The sequence below is a fragment of the Chryseobacterium hagamense genome, assembly GCF_007991455.1.
Lineage (GTDB): Bacteria > Bacteroidota > Bacteroidia > Flavobacteriales > Weeksellaceae > Chryseobacterium > Chryseobacterium hagamense.
The window spans coordinates 80,577-96,268 of sequence record NZ_BJYJ01000001.1; the positions used below are offsets into that span (position 1 = coordinate 80,577).

The window sequence follows — 15,692 nt, forward strand, 5'->3', positions numbered from 1 at the left end:
TCCAATTTATTTTTTTACTAAACAGCATTTGCGTAATTTTATACTCCGTATAATAGAATTCATATAAATAAGGATAAAATGGAAAGATATAATTACGGGATGATCGGGCTCGGAGTGATGGGAAGAAATCTGCTGTACAACATTGCAGAGAACGGTTTTTCAATCGCAGGATTCGATCTTGATACGGAAAAAGTGCGCGAACTGCATGAAGGGGCAACTTCTGAAATGCAACTTAAAGGAATCGGTTCCCTTGAGGATTTCGTTGCCGCACTGGAAACTCCAAGAAAAATTATTTTAATGGTTCCTGCCGGAAAGCCGGTGGATGCCGTCCTGGAAAATATGACGCCGCTCCTGAGCGAAGGGGATATTGTGGTTGATGCAGGAAATTCCTACTTCAGGGATACCGAAAGGCGCATTGCCGATCTGGCTGCCAGAAACCTGCATTTTATGGGTATGGGCGTTTCCGGAGGTGAAAAAGGGGCGCGAAAAGGACCGAGCATCATGCCGGGCGGTGACCGGGAAGCTTTCAACCTGCTGAAACCGATGCTGGAATCGATCGCTGCCAAAGTGGACGGTGAAGCCTGTACGGCCTATATGGGGAAAAGCTCCGCCGGAAACTATGTGAAAATGGTCCATAACGGAATCGAATATGCCATCATGCAACTCATCAGTGAAGCATATGATCTTTTAAAAAAAGGAGCCGGCCTTACTAATAACGAGCTTTATGAAGTTTTCAGAGACTTGAACAACGGGGAAATGAATTCTTTCCTGATCGAAATCACGAGAGATATCTTCCATCAGAAAGATTCTCTGGCAGACGGCTACCTGGTGGATCATATCCTGGACAAAGCCGGCGCAAAAGGAACCGGGAAATGGACTTCCGAGCAGGCGATGGAAATCGGCGTTTCTATTCCGACCATCGATATTGCCGTTACTTCACGAATTTTATCGGCCTATAAAGACGAAAGGATTATGGCTTCCCGATTATATACGGAAAAGGAAATCACGGCTCCTGAAGATAAAACATTGTTCATTAAGGAAGTCGGTGATGCCTTATATCTGGCTACCCTCATCAGCTATGCGCAAGGACTTGCCCTTCTGGTAAAAGCCTCTGAAGAGTACCGTTTCGATATTCCTGTGAAGGATGTGGTAAAAATCTGGAGAGGCGGATGTATCATCCGTTCGTTATTGCTGGAGAAATTCTATTCGGCTTATACTAAAAATGACCGTTTAGGCAACATCCTGCTGGACGGAGAAATATCCGGGATCGTAAAATCAAAAATCAAAGCTTTAAGGAATACGGCAGCTTATGCTGTTTCCAACGGGATTTCAAGCCTCGGACTTCAGACTGCTTTAGGGTATTTTGATGCCTACACTACAGAATCCCTTCCGGTAAACCTGATTCAGGCACAACGCGATTACTTCGGGGCGCATACCTATCAGAGAACCGACCGGGAAGGAATCTTCCACACTTCCTGGGAAAGCGCAAACAATTAAAATTCAGGTAAAAAAAATGAACGACAATAAAAAATTGCAGCCGACGACCATCATTATCTTCGGTGCTACGGGAGACCTGGCCAAAAGAAAGCTTTTTCCTGCATTTTATAATTTATATATTGACGGAAGAATGCCCAAAGGCTTCAATATTGTAGCTTTAGGAAGATCGGAAAATACCGATGAAAGTTTCAAAAGCTATATCAGGGAAAACCTTGAAAATTTCTCAAGAAAGAAAGTAACATCGCAGGAATGGGCGGGTTTTCAGGCACACATTACCTATTTCCAGCATCAGCTTGACCAGGAAAGCTCCTACCAGAGCCTGCAGAAAAAGCTCAACAGCCTGGATGAGATCTACGGAATGCGGGGAAACAGGCTTTTCTACCTGTCCATCGGACCGAATTTCGTAGCTACGATTTCCAACCATATCAAAAGTTCATCACTGGCTTCGGATCCTGAAAAGGACCGCATTATTATCGAAAAACCTTTCGGGCATGATAAGCAGTCGGCGATTGAGCTCAACAGTCTTCTGGCAGAAACTTTTGAGGAAGAGCAGATTTACCGCATCGACCATTATCTGGGTAAAGAAACGGTACAGAATATTCTGGCTTTCAGATTCGGGAATTCTATTTTCGAACCCCTATGGGATTACAAACACATCGAATCGGTACAGATCACGGTTGCAGAAGAAGTGGGCGTGGAAACCAGGGGAAGCTTCTACGAGCAGACCGGAGCATTACGGGATATGATCCAGAACCACCTGCTGCAGATCCTCTGTATGGTGGCGATGGAACCACCGGTTTCCCTGGAAGCAGGAGAAATCAGGGACCGTAAGGTGGACGTCCTGAAATCCATCCGGCGGATTACCCCGGATAAGGTGGACCATTATGCCGTAAGAGGACAATACGGAAAAGGAACTGTAAACGGAGTGGAAGTAAAAGGCTACCGCCAGGAAGAAGACATTGCGCCGAACTCCAATACGGAAACATTTGCCGCTGTAAAATTTTACCTGGATAACGAAAGATGGCAGGGGGTTCCTTTTTACGTGCGTACCGGGAAAAGAATGAAAGAAAAGCATTCTTACATTACCATCCAGTTCAAGCCGCTTCCGCATTCTACGTTTTCGGACAGCGAACAGCAGTTGTCGGCCAACCGGTTGATTATCAATATCCAGCCTTTGATGGATATCAGACTGCAGTTTATGACGAAAAAGCCGGGATTATCCCTGGTGCTGAAACCCGTTGAAATGATTTTTGATAATTTTGCCTGCCAGGAAGATACACCGGAAGCTTACGAAACCTTATTGCTGGATGCGCTGATGGGCGACCTTACGCTGTTCATGCGTTCCGATCAGGTGGAAGAAGCATGGGATGTGGTAAAGACCATACAGGAAGCCTGGGAAAACAGCAAGGACGTATTTTTTCCGAATTACGAGGCCGGAACCTGGGGACCTAAAGACAGCATCAGCCTGGTTGAAAGACAGGGACACAACTGGGTGTAAGTTTAATGATTTAATTGAAGAGAAATGGAGATTACCGTATTTAACGATTTAGATACCTTATATAAAAAAGCGGCCGATACCTTCGTAGAATTAGCCGGAGAATCGATTGCCGAAAAGGGCCGTTTTACTGTCGCATTAAGCGGAGGATCGTCCCCGAAAGCGATTTTCAGCCTGCTGGCTACGGCGGAATATTCGCAGAAAGTTGAGTGGGGCAAGGTCTTCTTTTTCTGGGTCGATGAACGCTGGGTGCCTTTGAATGATGAAAAAAGCAATGCTAAAATGACCTTTGAAACCCTCCTGCACAGGGTTCCCGTGAACGGCGACCAGATTTTCCCGATGTATAAAGAAGGAACAGAGCCTGAAGAGTATGCAAAAGAGTATGAAAAGCAGATCAGAAAGATACTGGGTGAGGAAGGCGTTTTTGATTTTATTCTTTTGGGAATGGGAGATGACGGCCACACCGCGTCTTTATTTCCGGGAGAAAAAGTTCTGGAAGAAAAGGAAAAATGGGTGGATGCCTATTACCTCAGACCTCAGGAAATGTTCAGGATTACCCTGACGGCGCCGGTCATCAACAAAGCCGAAAACATTCTGGTGGTAGCCTTCGGGGAATCGAAAAAGCATGCGCTGAATGAAGTGGTGAACGGAAAATACAATCCTCAGCTTTACCCGCTGCAGCTGATCCGGCCAAAAGAAGGATTCATGTTCTTCACCGATGAAAAAGCGAAAGGATAATACAATCTGAAACATAAAATAAATAAAAAGCATCGCCGACCGGCGATGCTTTTTTAGATTTTTATATGAAAGCTGTTGTAAAGTATTGGGTAGCGAAAGGATTTATCATAGGACGGAAGGATATCAGAAATTGACAAAAGATAAATCCTGGTTTTTAGTCAGAATTTCCGATGGATCTTTCTCCGCTGTGCTAAAAAACACTCGAAGTGGCAGAGATAAAATCGAACTTTAAACTTTAAATCTTAAATCAAAAAAATGAGGCACCCCTTTTTTCGTGATTACAAAAAAGAAATGCCTCAAAAAAATAACTGTACGTAAAATTTTATCCGGTATGACCCGGAAAGTCTATATAAAATAGTATATATGTGAAATATATTCGGGATTATTTCAGGGGAATGATCTTGTTGAAAACATTTCCGTTTTCTTCTACCCTGATGATGTAATTGGATGAGGTTTTGGGATCCAGATCGAAAGTCATGTCCAGCTCACCGTTCTCAGCATTTTTATTGGCACTGTAAAACATGTTGTTGGCAAAATCATATACTGAAACATTGACTGTATTTTTTACATCTGCCAGGTGAAGTTTCACTCTGTTTCCGGAAACGGTATATTCAGGTTTGCTGACTGAGCTTACCGGCGTCTTTTCCACTTCCATTCCGTTCAGCCTGTTGATGCTGATTTTGTATTTCTCTACCTTTGTATCGGATTCTGCTACCAGATAATATGTTCCGGAAGCAAGATCCTGAAGGTTGTACGACTTCATTACGGGGTTGTCTGCATCCAGTTTCTCAGAAAAAAGTTCACCGTCGATATCATTGTATACAAAAAGGGAAACATTTTTTGCGTTGGCGATTTCGAAGTTCACTGTTTTCGCCGTTACATTTCCTACCGAAATAGAAAAGTCTTTGTCTTTACTCATCATGCTTGAGGAAACCAATAAGAAACCTGCAAGAAAACCGGATTTTAATAATGTAGTCATAAAGATAAGTTTTGTTACCAATAATTTATACTGCAAATCTACATCAGGTTATACGTTTATTCTACAATACAATTTTCATATATATGTGCTATTTTAACATAGGCTGAATGTTAATTAAATATTAATTGTTAATTTTGCATAGGTAAACAATAATATATGAAACATACACATCCGGCATTCGAAGCGGTAAAGCCTGATATCGGGAGCAGTTTTACAAGTCTTAAATTCCTTAGAAATGAAAACCTGAAGTCTCATGTCTGGCATTATCATCCTGAGATTGAGCTTATTTTCGTTTGTAAAGGTTCGGGAAAAAGGCAGATCGGCAGCAACATCTCATATTTTTCCGACGGCGATCTCGTGCTCATCGGCAGTAACCTTCCGCATTGCGGGATGACCAATGAAAATACCAATAACGATTATGAGATGGTCTTGCAGTTCAAGCCTGATTTTTTAGGCGGGCCCATCTGGGAAACACCGGAGATGCAGAAAATCGCCGGCCTTCTTGAAAAATCCAAGGCCGGGATCGTGTTCGGGGAAAAAATAAAAAAAGAAACGGGCGGGAAAATTGCCGCGATGCATGAAGCCGTATCGTTCAGAAAGCTGATCTGCTTCCTGGAAATCCTCGAAGACCTGGCCGCCACCCAGGATTACCGGATCCTGAATGCCGGAAAGTACTACCTGCAGACCCAGGTAGAGGATAATGACCGGATTAATGTTATCTTCAATCATGTAAAGGACCATTTCAGGGAACAGATAACACTGGAAGAGGTGGCAGACCTGGCAAATATGAAAGTTCCCTCTTTCTGCAGGTATTTTAAGAAGATTACCAATAAGACCTTTACCCATTTCGTCAATGAATACCGGATCACCCATGCCCTGAAATTATTGGCGGAACAGCCTTTAAGCATTACGGAAGTCTGTTTCGAGTCGGGCTTTAATAACTTCAGCTATTTCAATAAAACATTTAAGGAATACGTTAAAAAGAGCCCTTCACAATACAGAAAAGAATTCAATTATTTGATAGAGTAGCGGGCCCCGTTAAAAGTTGAGAGTTTCTTTTATATTAATAAAATAATGTGAAAGAACAGCTTAAGGATAACCATCGGAAAGCAGGAAAAAAATGGTATTGATGAATTCCTTTTAAACAGCCCGGCCCTGTTCTTGCAGAGTGTTTGATGTATATTACAGGGAATTTTCACTTATATTAAAAGAATCTATTTGTTGATATTTTGATAATTAAAATAAAGATTTTATAAAACAAATATGTGAAAATTTTATTATTGTTGTACTATGTATATTATAACAGATCAGCTAAAAAATTTAGGCGTCAGTTTGAACCGTATGGATCATCTGATCGAAAGGAATAACAATAACCGCCAATTCAGTACCCTTGAATACTATTGTATTTATATCTTCCTGGAAAATATTAAAGTTGAAGTAGAAAACATCCCCTACTCGATAAGGGCCGGGCATATTGCCTTTCTGGGTCCTCAGAAACAGATCGTGTTCGGAAAGGGCAGCGCAGCCCATATCTTGTCTATTTCCTTTTCCTCCGGCTTTTATGAAAGATCTTCCAGGGACAGTCTCTTTTTACATTCCCAGCTGTTCTTTAATTACCATACCGATTTTTTTATTGCGCCTTTCTCGAATACCGAGCATATGCGCGTTATTTTCATGGAAAGAATGGAAGCTTTCCGGCAGAAAGATGAAAACCTTTATGTCTCTGCTGCGCATAATGCTATTGAAAGACTGATTCTGGATGCTTTTCTGTATATTCCGAATGAGGAAATCAAAAAAGATGTGAAGTTCGATTATCTTCATTACGTCAATCGTTTCAAGGTCCTTCTTCAGCGGGATTATAAAAAAGAAAAAAAAGTATCCCATTATGCAGGTGAACTTAATATCACATCCAGGAAACTAACGGAGATGACAGAGTACGTTTTGGGCAAAACGGCGAAGAATATTATTATTGAAAAAGTAATTACCGAGTTCAAGAAAACCCTGGCTTTCACCAATTCTACCATTTCGGAAATTTCTTTCGATCTGGGTTTCAGCGATGAAGGAAACTTCAGCAATTTCGTCAAAAAGCATACCGGAAAAAATCCTTCAGAGATGAAATAAATAAGAAAAATATTGTATATTTACTTATGTAGCCGATTGGTGAAAAAATAAATTGCTATGGGGGGCAGATTTTTTTTATTAGGTATTTTGCTGTTTGCTTTTTTAAGAATATCAGGACAGACAGACGTTGTTCATCTCAGGATAAATCTTTATCCTGTTCAGATAATTTCTGTAGGAGAGGGTCCTAAATCTGCAAATAAGGCGGATCAGAAATATTTTACGGTATCCAGTACAACGGGTTTTGAAATTAATGTAGACCGAAGAACCAGTGATGCCGGAAATCTTAAAGTGATCAACAGCAATAAAGGGGCCGCTCATAAAGATTTTGCCATCGACTATCATACGAACAGAACCTCCCGCGAGATATATGCAGATCAATCCCTAAATTCAGCAGATATTATATTAACTCTAATTTCTCAATAAATTTTTTAACAAAAAGCACGCTGTAAATTATATTGTAAATGTGAAAAAAACCACTTTTTATTAGTTAAATGGTTGGCTAAGATTAATTTATTGTTAATATAATATTAATATAGTTATGAAATTTGTAATTATAATTAATTATTTAATTCTACTTTTTGCTTTTTTATCTTAAATGCAATAAAATTTTCATATTTTTTCCAAAAACCATATTTGCAAATTTTGCGCATTTTTTTACAAATGGGTGTTTTGATGATGTCTTTAAATTTGCAACAGAATTTAGAACAATTTCAATTAACTAATAATAAAAACATCATCCCCCTCATGAAAAAATTCATTTTTACCGCTCTTACCCTTGGCGGTCTAGCTTCCTTAAATGCTCAGACGGCTACTTTAAACGTTAGATTAAAACCTATTCAGACCCTCGTTGTCAACACGGCTCAGAAAACGGTAAATTTAGACTATAACACAAAACAAGATTATGCAGACGGAGTTACCTCCCAAAATGCAGATCATTTAACCGTTTACAGTACCGGAGGATTCCAGGTAAAAGTTAAAAGCGGAAATTCTGCTTTACAGAACGGATCGAAAAGCATTCAGGCCAATACGATTCAGGTAAAAGCCAGTGCCGGAACCAATCCTGTAAACGGAGCGCAATATTCGCCTTTCTCAGCTCTTGGTGCTGAAACTACATTGGTAACTTCTGCCACAGGAGGAGTAGATAGAACAATCAGTGTGGATTATAAAGGAGCATCGCAAAATACGTACCTGGATAATTATGTGGCAGGCCAGAACGTGTCGGTATACACTGTCGAGCTTACCTACACTATTACTCCTCAATAATCTGAAAAAAACTTACTGAAATATTACAATATATAAGGTGTTACAACTTAACTTGTAACACTTTTTATGTATTTTAGTATTAAATCTTAGTAATGAAAAAACTCTTTTATATACTTCTTTATTCATTAAGCTGTATTTTTTGTCATTTAGATGCTCAGACCGGGATTTCCGTATCTCCGCCACGGGTCTATTTCGAATCCGGACCCGGAGGCAGCAGCACCCAAAAGATAACGGTAACCAACGTAAGTTCCAAGAATTCCCTGGACCTTGCCGTAAGCCTCGGTGACTGGGAGTATAACGAAAAAGGCGAAAATATCATGTCTGCAGCCAATACCCTGCCTGCTTCGTGCGCCGGCTGGATTTCTGTAAAAAAGGAAGATAATTATTTTACCCTTGCTCCGGGGCAGAAAAAAGATATTGACGTGACGCTTACCGTTCCCGCAACACTTTCGGATAAACTTTTAACCCATACTGCTGTTTTATATGTCAGCCAGATAAATCCGGTAGACGATATAGACAGCAAGGGTGCCAACATTAAAGTGAGCATCCGGTCGGGAATCAAGATCTTTCACAAGCTTCCTGCAGCAAAAAACAAAAAACTTGAGATCCAGGATTTATCTTATGGGAAATCAAAGGGAATGCTTGATCTGAGCTTCATTAACCTTGGAGATGTCTGGGCAGACGGTAAAATATCCACGGATCTTGTCAACACCCGGAATGGTAAGAAGACAACCCTGGAAAATATTATTTTTTATACCATGCCGGGAAATAAGAGGGAAATCGGTATTCCGCTTCCTGCCGGTCTCGAAAAAGGAAAATATACCGCTTCAGTTATTGTTGATTACGGAGACCGGGATAATCTGGAATTAGGAGAATTAAACTTTACGTATGACTAATGAGAAAAATTTTTCACTGATCGTATTGCTTTTATGGTGGATCTATAGTCCGGGCCAGGTATCCTATAATTCGTGGACCAATGGTTATCTGTCCATCAGTTCGTACGGCGGGAATACCGCTCCGGACGCCTACACGGCAAATTTCTCAGGAAACGGCTATCTGAATGTTCCGTACTGGAGATTATCGGCAAGGCTGAAGCAACCGGCAACTTCTGCCGACGGAAATTATACCCTGCCGGCCAATAAGATCTCCTTCAGTCCCGTATCGGCTTCCGGAAATGCCAGCCCCAACGGAGTTCCTACCATTTCACAGATCGGTATGCCGCTGAATGTGATCATGCAGGAAGGGCAGGAGGTATTTCTGGTTCCTCAGTCCAATGCAGCTCTCTATAATCTTCCTATCCTGTTTTTCGGCTATTATTATAACCTTCAGCTCAAATACAGCGTTACGCTGGCGGGAGGCTCCTATCTAGGCAACTATCCGGCGTGGACTACCTTTTCAGCGCCCATACAGTTTACCGCTTATGACCGCTATAATAACGTTATCGGGAGGATGGATCATCTATTCCAGTTCCAGATCGGCCTGCTTTCCGGAACTCCTCCGGACAGCCCTGAAATGTCTTTGAAGTTTTCAGCAGCTGCGATGAACGGATTGCTGGAGTTCAACAGCACGACTGACTATAACAACGGGGTAAGTGCTTCCTATGCAAGTGCCCTCACCGTCCGCAGCAATACGAATTATCAGATAAAAATGAGATCCCTCCAGAATACCTTTAATTCGGCTGCCGGTAATACGCTACCTCTGGACGCGGTAAAATTTGCATTGGTTCCTGTTAACGGAAATAATGCCACCGTATATCCCATCTCTCTAAGTTCCTTATCGCAGCTTGTAGCGAGAGGATCCTATACCCAGGGTTCCAACGTTTATTTCGACATCAATTATTCCACCAATGCCAATGACCAGCGGTTTGTCAGTGCCAAAGCGGCCGACTATTCCACGACATTGCAGTTTGAGATCATCCCACAGTAATTATCCGTCATGCTCCGATTCCTTCTCCGAAGAATAACGCCTGTTTTTTTCATCCTGTTTGCTTATATGATGGTATCTGCACAGCACACTTCGATGGTGGAGATGGAAATCAGAAATGAATCCGGTACTGAAGGACAGCATATTATGGATCTGACGGTTGTTCTTCACAATAAAGAACAGGTTCCGTTCAAAGGAAAAATAAACATTCGTACCCCGGAGGGCATCCGGGCCGCAGCAAACGGAATTAAAGCGGAGCTCGATCCGGGGGAAACGGTTTTCCTGCCGGTAAAAATTATCGTCAGCAATAATGCCGTGGCGGGCGAAAAAAATATTGTTTTCCATCTTACCGATCTTCAGAACAATACCATATCGGAAAAATCAGCCATTTTTAAAGTAGCCGAAAATACTTCCCTGAGAATCCTTGCGGAAAATCCGGTATTGTATATCAACAATATGAAGGACTCGGTAGAGGTGAGGGCCAGGGTTTCCAATCTCGGCAATATCCGGCAGAATATCACAGTGGTATTTAAAATTCCGGAAATTACCCAGGAAAATATTTTTGTGGAGAAAAAAGGGAGTGTATCCATGCAGAAAGATTCTGTATTTATTTTCAAATTTATGCCTTCCGGCCCTCTGGCAAGGACTTCGCAGTTCAGCGTGAATATTGCCGGTTTCAGGGATCCTGAAAAAGAGATTTTCGGAAATGCTTCCGTATCCGTTCAGAATGTCGCCTCCTCACAGAAGTATCAGGATCCACAGAATACTGTACTGTCCGATTACAGCAGGAACAGCATTACCGCAGCTTACAGAAGGGTAGGAGAGAATCTCAATATGTATCAGATGAGGGGAGCCGGTAGTTTTAATCTGCCTTCGGGATACGTTTCTGTGCGGGGAAATATTTATACCTTAAACGGTCAGGGAGAACCGGTGGTTACCAACACCTATGTGACTTACCGTAATACCAATAACGAATATACGATAGGAAACATCAGCAAGATGATGGAAATGTCTATGTTCGGAAGAGGGGCGGAATATGCGTGGAATTCTTCTGCGAAGGATAAAAAGCTGGAACTGGGTTTTGTGGATCAGGCCTTCAGTCTTGTAGAGCGGCATTCCTTTCTGGAGTATGGTTACGGGTTTTATGCACGGGGCTCCTTAATGCAGGATGCGGCCAGAAGTTTCTCCGCTACCTATGTTTTCAGGAATGATCCTTATGAAAAAGCTAGGCATAATCTGGTGGGAACCGATATGCAGTACGTGTTTAATAAAGACTGGAACATGACGGCAAAAGTATATTCTGGGCTGAGTGTCTATGACCAGATCAATATCACGAAACCTTCAATGGCTGTCGAATCCCGGTATTCTGGAATCATCCGCAAGATTAATCTGAACGGAAATTATTTCTACAGTACCGATTACTATCCCGGAAACAGGCGCGGAATATTGCAGGTACAACAGAATATTTCCGCCAATATCAATAAAGATTACAGTGTTTATGGAAATATCCTCATCTCTAATTTTTCCCCTAAATTTTATTTTTTCAATAATAATTTGATCTCCGACACCTTCAGGGTGGATACCGGGATCAGCTTACCCAAAATCGGGAATACCGGTTTTACACTGGGAGTGCAATATCAGGATGAAAAATCCAATGCCTATAACAATTTTTTTACTACGGCACCCAATCTTGAGAAAAAGACCCTGACAGCACAGAGGGTCACCGATTATATGACATGGTCGAGTCATAATGCCCGGCACTCAGCCGTACTGGGGCTGGAAGGCGGCCTTGTGGAATATCCCGACCGTAAATATGTCGGATTCCAGATGAAAACTCTTGGAAATTACAGCTATAAATGGTTTAATTTTAACCTGCTGTATCAATATGGCAGCTATTTCCTTTCTGAGTATGCTTTTTCAAAGGTGCTTAATGAAAACAGCACCTATAAAAAACTGTCACTCTCCGCATTCGTGAATGAAAATTTTTTAGACAGACGGCTGGCCGTTGCCTCCGGTGCGACTTATACCGATGATATTTTTTATGGAAAATCACCGTCGGCTTTTGTCAATCTGAAATATTCCGGGAAAACCTGTGCCGTTTATCTGAATACCTCGTGGTTTTACTATTCCTCACGAAGCAGTAACAACAGCCTGCTTACCCTCGAAGCCGGTATAACGGTGAATCTTAAAACCAATACTCCGGATCCCGGAAAAAAAGGAAATATTACCGCTTTTGTTTATTACGACCGGAATATGAACGGCATTTATGATGCGGATGATCAGGCAGCGGAAAACTATCTGGTAATGCTGGATAAAGTATCCTTCCGTACCGATAGTAAAGGATACCTCCAATATAAAGCCCTTCCCTTCGGAAAGTATCCCCTCCGGCAGATTATACAGAAAGGGTGGTATTATGATGAAAAGGAAATAGATTTAAACAACTACCAATATGTTCTGCAGATCCCCCTGCATCAGAACGGGACTTTAAAAGGAAGTATCAGCTATGATTTCAATGAGAAAACAGCCATGGAATTTGATCCTAAGTTTGGTGGGATTGTATTTAATATTTACAGGAACGATCAGCTTCTGCAGCGCATGGTGACGGATGATAACGGAGAATTTGTCTTTTTCCTTGAATCCGGAAAATACAGGATCGAGCTGAATGAGAATTCACTGCCTGAAAACACCTATGTAGAACGTACCGACAGCGAGGCAGATGTGACAGCCGGAAAGATCCTTACCCTGAAGCCTTTTGTCATTAAAGTAAAAGAAAAGAGAATAAGGGTCAAAAAATTCGGTACACCCTGATAGTGAAAATGATTAATCATTGGTTTGTCATTTCAGGAACTTAAGCACCAAATAAATAAAAAAAGGAGAACCTAAAAAGGCCCTCCCGGTAATGATCTTTTATATAAAGATTATGATTTTAGCTCATCCAAGTTTTCGAACTTAGCATAAGATGATTTTAATTGGTGCAAATGATCAGAGATTGTTCTTGCGCAGTCAGGATCCAGACCTTCATTATCCAATGCATCCTGATAAGCGTCGATGGCTGCTTTCTCACCGAAAACCACATTCCCTAATGTAGATTCGCTGTTATCGCCGGAAAATGCATTTTTTACATCAATCCATGCTCTGTGCAACGCGCCCGCAGTACTTGTCGTATTATCTGCATCCCCTCCGTGCTCATTGATCATCTTGATCAGATCTGACTTCATCTGCTGAGACTGAGAAACCATCTGATCGTAATCTGCTTTTAAGCCTGAATGGTTTTCCCATACTTTTTCTTCTACTTTTGAAAATCCTTCAATTCTGTCGTTCGTGATGTTCAGTAAATCGTTTAATGTTGATACTGTTTTTTCGTTGTTCATATTAAATTTTTTAATTGGTGTGCTAGATAGTTTACAATAAGCATGCCCATTCCGGCAGGAATCTCAATTTTTTTTTAAACAATTTTTGGCATAAAAAATGCTGCTAAGTTTATTTGTAAACTATCTATAAAAGGCTTAGTTTATTTATATATTAAAATTCATCATGAATTACAAACTTACTAAAGAGGTAATTGATCTTCTGGAACAGTTCGGAAAAGAAAACACCAATCATTATTATCCGGATACGGTTCAAGGTTTTAAGGCATGGATCTGCGACAAAGAATCCAGTGAATATGCAAAAAGTAATGAACCCTACTGGGAAGGAAAAGAAAACGGCAGAACTGCTGAAAGTGCGATCAGTACTTTGCTTGTACACCTCAACCGGTATGCGCGTACCTATTCGAAATCCGCCATTGCAGACTCTGATTTTGCTACTCAGGAAGACTTTATCTATCTCATCAATCTCAGAGCTTTCGGCAGGACCACTAAAATGGAACTTATTAAGAAAAATATTCACGACAAACCGGTCGGGATGCTCATCATTACCAGACTGCTTAAGAATGGATGGATTGAACAGACTGAATCCGATGCAGACCGCAGGAATAAGCTCATCAGTATTACAAAAGCAGGAATTGCCGCACTCGAACAGCATATGGGCAAAATCAGGATTGCTACAGAGATTGTTGCAGGAAATCTGAATCACCATGAAAAGATGGAACTCATAAGAATCCTGAATAAGCTGGACCGGTTCCATTATCCGATTTTCTCCAGAAATATTGACAGTAAAGATCTCATTAAAACGGTCTACGAAGAATATCCATTTAAAAACTAATCATGAAAAAGAAAATTGCGGTTATAGGATCAGGGTTTTCGGGATTGTCTGCAGCAGCTTATGCTTCAAAGGCAGGACACGAAGTACATCTTTTCGAAAAAAATAACGACATCGGTGGCCGGGCACGGCATTTCAAAACCGAGAACGGCTATACCTTCGATATGGGGCCCAGCTGGTATTGGATGCCTGATATTATCGAATCATTTTTCAATGATTTCGGTAAAAAAGCTTCGGATTTTTATCATCTTGTTCCACTCGATCCGCAATTTGAAATGGTTTTCTCGGATGGCAAAATGAATATTCCGCAGAATTACCAGGAGATGAAAGCACTTTTTGAAAGTACGGAACCGGGTGCAGGAAAAAGGCTTGATGAATTTATGGAAGATGCCCGCTATAAATATGAAGTGGGAATGCAGGATTTCGTTAATAAGCCATGCCATTCCTGGTTTGAATTCTTTTCACCAAAAATTGCAAAAAGTGCCCTGAAGCTTGATCTACTGACCAATTTTCAGCGTTTCGTAAGAAAATATTTTAAGGACCCTAAGTTGATTGTATTAATGGAGTTCCCTGTTATATTTTTAGGTGCTGCACCGAAGGACATTCCTGCGTTATACAGTTTAATGAATTACGGAGGATACAAGTTAGGGACCTGGTATCCGATGGGTGGCTTTTCTAAAATTATTGACGCAATGAAAAATGTTGCCGAATCACAGGGAACCCATTTTTATGTCAATTCCAATGTTCAGAAAATCAATGTCCGGGACAAAAAAGTATCATCCCTGACGGTTAATAATCAGGACATCGATTTTGATGCCATTATTGCTTCTTCAGATTACCACCATACCGAATCCAACCTGCTTCCGCAGGAATTAAGGAATTATGATGAAGATTACTGGGAGAAAAGGGTGTTTGCGCCGTCCTGTCTTATCTTTTATCTTGGATTTAAGGAAAGAATACCGAACCTGAAGCACCATACCCTTTTTTTTGAGAATGATCTGGGTCTTCATACCGAAGAGATCTACAAAGATAAGAAGTGGCCGACCAAACCTTTGTTCTATGCCTGTTGTCCTTCCAAAACAGATGAGTCCGTAGCGCCCGAAAGCTGTGAGAATGTGTTTCTGCTGATGCCGGTGGCCCCGGGGATCGAAGACTCCGAGGAAATCCGCGAACGGTATTTTATGGAGATGGTTCTCAGGCTGGAAAAACATACCGGCGCTTCCGATCTCCTGCTGAAGATCGATTACAAGAGAAGCTATTGTGTAAAAGATTTTAAGGAAGATTACAATGCCTACCAGGGAAATGCCTATGGTCTTGCCAACACCTTATCTCAGACTGCGGTGCTGAAGCCTTCCCTGAAAAATAAAAAAGTGAAAAACCTGTATTATACGGGCCAGCTCACGGTTCCCGGACCGGGAGTTCCGCCCTCCATTATATCCGGAAAAATTGCTGCCACCGAAGCCATTAAAAATTAAC

Annotated in this window: 13 protein-coding genes; 11 read left to right on the forward strand and 2 right to left on the reverse strand. The window is 41.4% G+C overall.

Translation table 11 applies throughout. The features are described 5' to 3' along the window. Nucleotides 1–78: 78 nt before the first annotated feature. From gnd to pgl, 3 genes are read left to right on the forward strand one after another with little or no spacing between them, the layout of a single operon-like run. The gene (gene gnd, locus CHA01nite_RS00295) at nucleotides 79–1,497 is read left to right on the forward strand and encodes an NADP-dependent phosphogluconate dehydrogenase (RefSeq protein WP_146939223.1); all 1,419 of its coding nucleotides are present in this window, start codon (nucleotides 79–81) and stop codon (nucleotides 1,495–1,497) included. Between the two features lie 16 nt (nucleotides 1,498–1,513). Further along, entirely contained in the window at nucleotides 1,514–2,995 is a 1,482-nt protein-coding gene (zwf, locus tag CHA01nite_RS00300) for a glucose-6-phosphate dehydrogenase (protein ID WP_146939224.1), read from the forward strand. 24 nt (nucleotides 2,996–3,019) lie between these two features. After that, nucleotides 3,020–3,730, forward strand: a complete 711-nt coding sequence (pgl, locus tag CHA01nite_RS00305) for a 6-phosphogluconolactonase (RefSeq protein WP_146939225.1) — start codon at nucleotides 3,020–3,022, stop codon at nucleotides 3,728–3,730. Between the two features lie 382 nt (nucleotides 3,731–4,112). On the opposite strand, the gene CHA01nite_RS00310 is transcribed toward pgl, so the two are convergent. Continuing rightward, nucleotides 4,113–4,709 carry a hypothetical protein gene (locus CHA01nite_RS00310; RefSeq protein ID WP_146939226.1) on the reverse strand — a complete coding sequence of 199 codons (597 nt, stop codon included), beginning with the start codon at nucleotides 4,707–4,709 and terminating at the stop codon, nucleotides 4,113–4,115. Between the two features lie 156 nt (nucleotides 4,710–4,865). Between CHA01nite_RS00310 and CHA01nite_RS00315 the strand changes: the two genes are divergently transcribed. The 6 genes from CHA01nite_RS00315 (at nucleotide 4,866) to CHA01nite_RS00340 (ending at nucleotide 12,824) form a co-directional block, all read left to right on the forward strand. Next, the gene (locus tag CHA01nite_RS00315) at nucleotides 4,866–5,738 is read left to right on the forward strand and encodes an AraC family transcriptional regulator (protein ID WP_146939227.1); all 873 of its coding nucleotides are present in this window, start codon (nucleotides 4,866–4,868) and stop codon (nucleotides 5,736–5,738) included. A gap of 312 nt (nucleotides 5,739–6,050) precedes the next feature. Continuing rightward, nucleotides 6,051–6,830: a helix-turn-helix domain-containing protein gene (locus CHA01nite_RS00320; protein ID WP_170234658.1), complete on the forward strand. Its 780-nt coding sequence runs from the start codon at nucleotides 6,051–6,053 to the stop codon at nucleotides 6,828–6,830. Nucleotides 6,831–7,574: 744 nt separating this feature from the next. After that, nucleotides 7,575–8,093, forward strand: a complete 519-nt coding sequence (locus CHA01nite_RS00325) for a hypothetical protein (protein WP_146939229.1) — start codon at nucleotides 7,575–7,577, stop codon at nucleotides 8,091–8,093. A gap of 92 nt (nucleotides 8,094–8,185) precedes the next feature. After that, nucleotides 8,186–8,989, forward strand: a complete 804-nt coding sequence (locus CHA01nite_RS00330; protein ID WP_146939230.1) for a fimbrial biogenesis chaperone — start codon at nucleotides 8,186–8,188, stop codon at nucleotides 8,987–8,989. Next, complete coding sequence (locus CHA01nite_RS00335; protein ID WP_146939231.1) at nucleotides 8,982–10,019, forward strand: hypothetical protein; 1,038 nt, start codon at nucleotides 8,982–8,984, stop codon at nucleotides 10,017–10,019. Before CHA01nite_RS00330 ends, CHA01nite_RS00335 begins: the two co-directional genes overlap by 8 nt. 9 nt (nucleotides 10,020–10,028) lie before the next feature. Beyond that, entirely contained in the window at nucleotides 10,029–12,824 is a 2,796-nt protein-coding gene (locus tag CHA01nite_RS00340; protein WP_146939232.1) for a COG1470 family protein, read from the forward strand. 110 nt (nucleotides 12,825–12,934) lie between these two features. Here the strand turns inward: CHA01nite_RS00340 and CHA01nite_RS00345 are convergent, their stop codons facing one another. Continuing rightward, the gene (locus tag CHA01nite_RS00345; protein WP_146939233.1) at nucleotides 12,935–13,387 is read right to left on the reverse strand and encodes a PA2169 family four-helix-bundle protein; all 453 of its coding nucleotides are present in this window, start codon (nucleotides 13,385–13,387) and stop codon (nucleotides 12,935–12,937) included. Nucleotides 13,388–13,550: 163 nt separating this feature from the next. Between CHA01nite_RS00345 and CHA01nite_RS00350 the strand changes: the two genes are divergently transcribed. Next, on the forward strand, nucleotides 13,551–14,219 hold the full coding sequence (locus CHA01nite_RS00350; protein ID WP_146939234.1) for a MarR family winged helix-turn-helix transcriptional regulator: 669 nt from the start codon (nucleotides 13,551–13,553) through the stop codon (nucleotides 14,217–14,219). A 2-nt stretch (nucleotides 14,220–14,221) separates the two neighbouring features. Continuing rightward, nucleotides 14,222–15,691 carry a bifunctional phytoene desaturase/3,4-desaturase gene (gene crtID / locus CHA01nite_RS00355; RefSeq protein WP_146939235.1) on the forward strand — a complete coding sequence of 490 codons (1,470 nt, stop codon included), beginning with the start codon at nucleotides 14,222–14,224 and terminating at the stop codon, nucleotides 15,689–15,691. The last annotated feature ends 1 nt before the right edge of the window (nucleotide 15,692 follow it).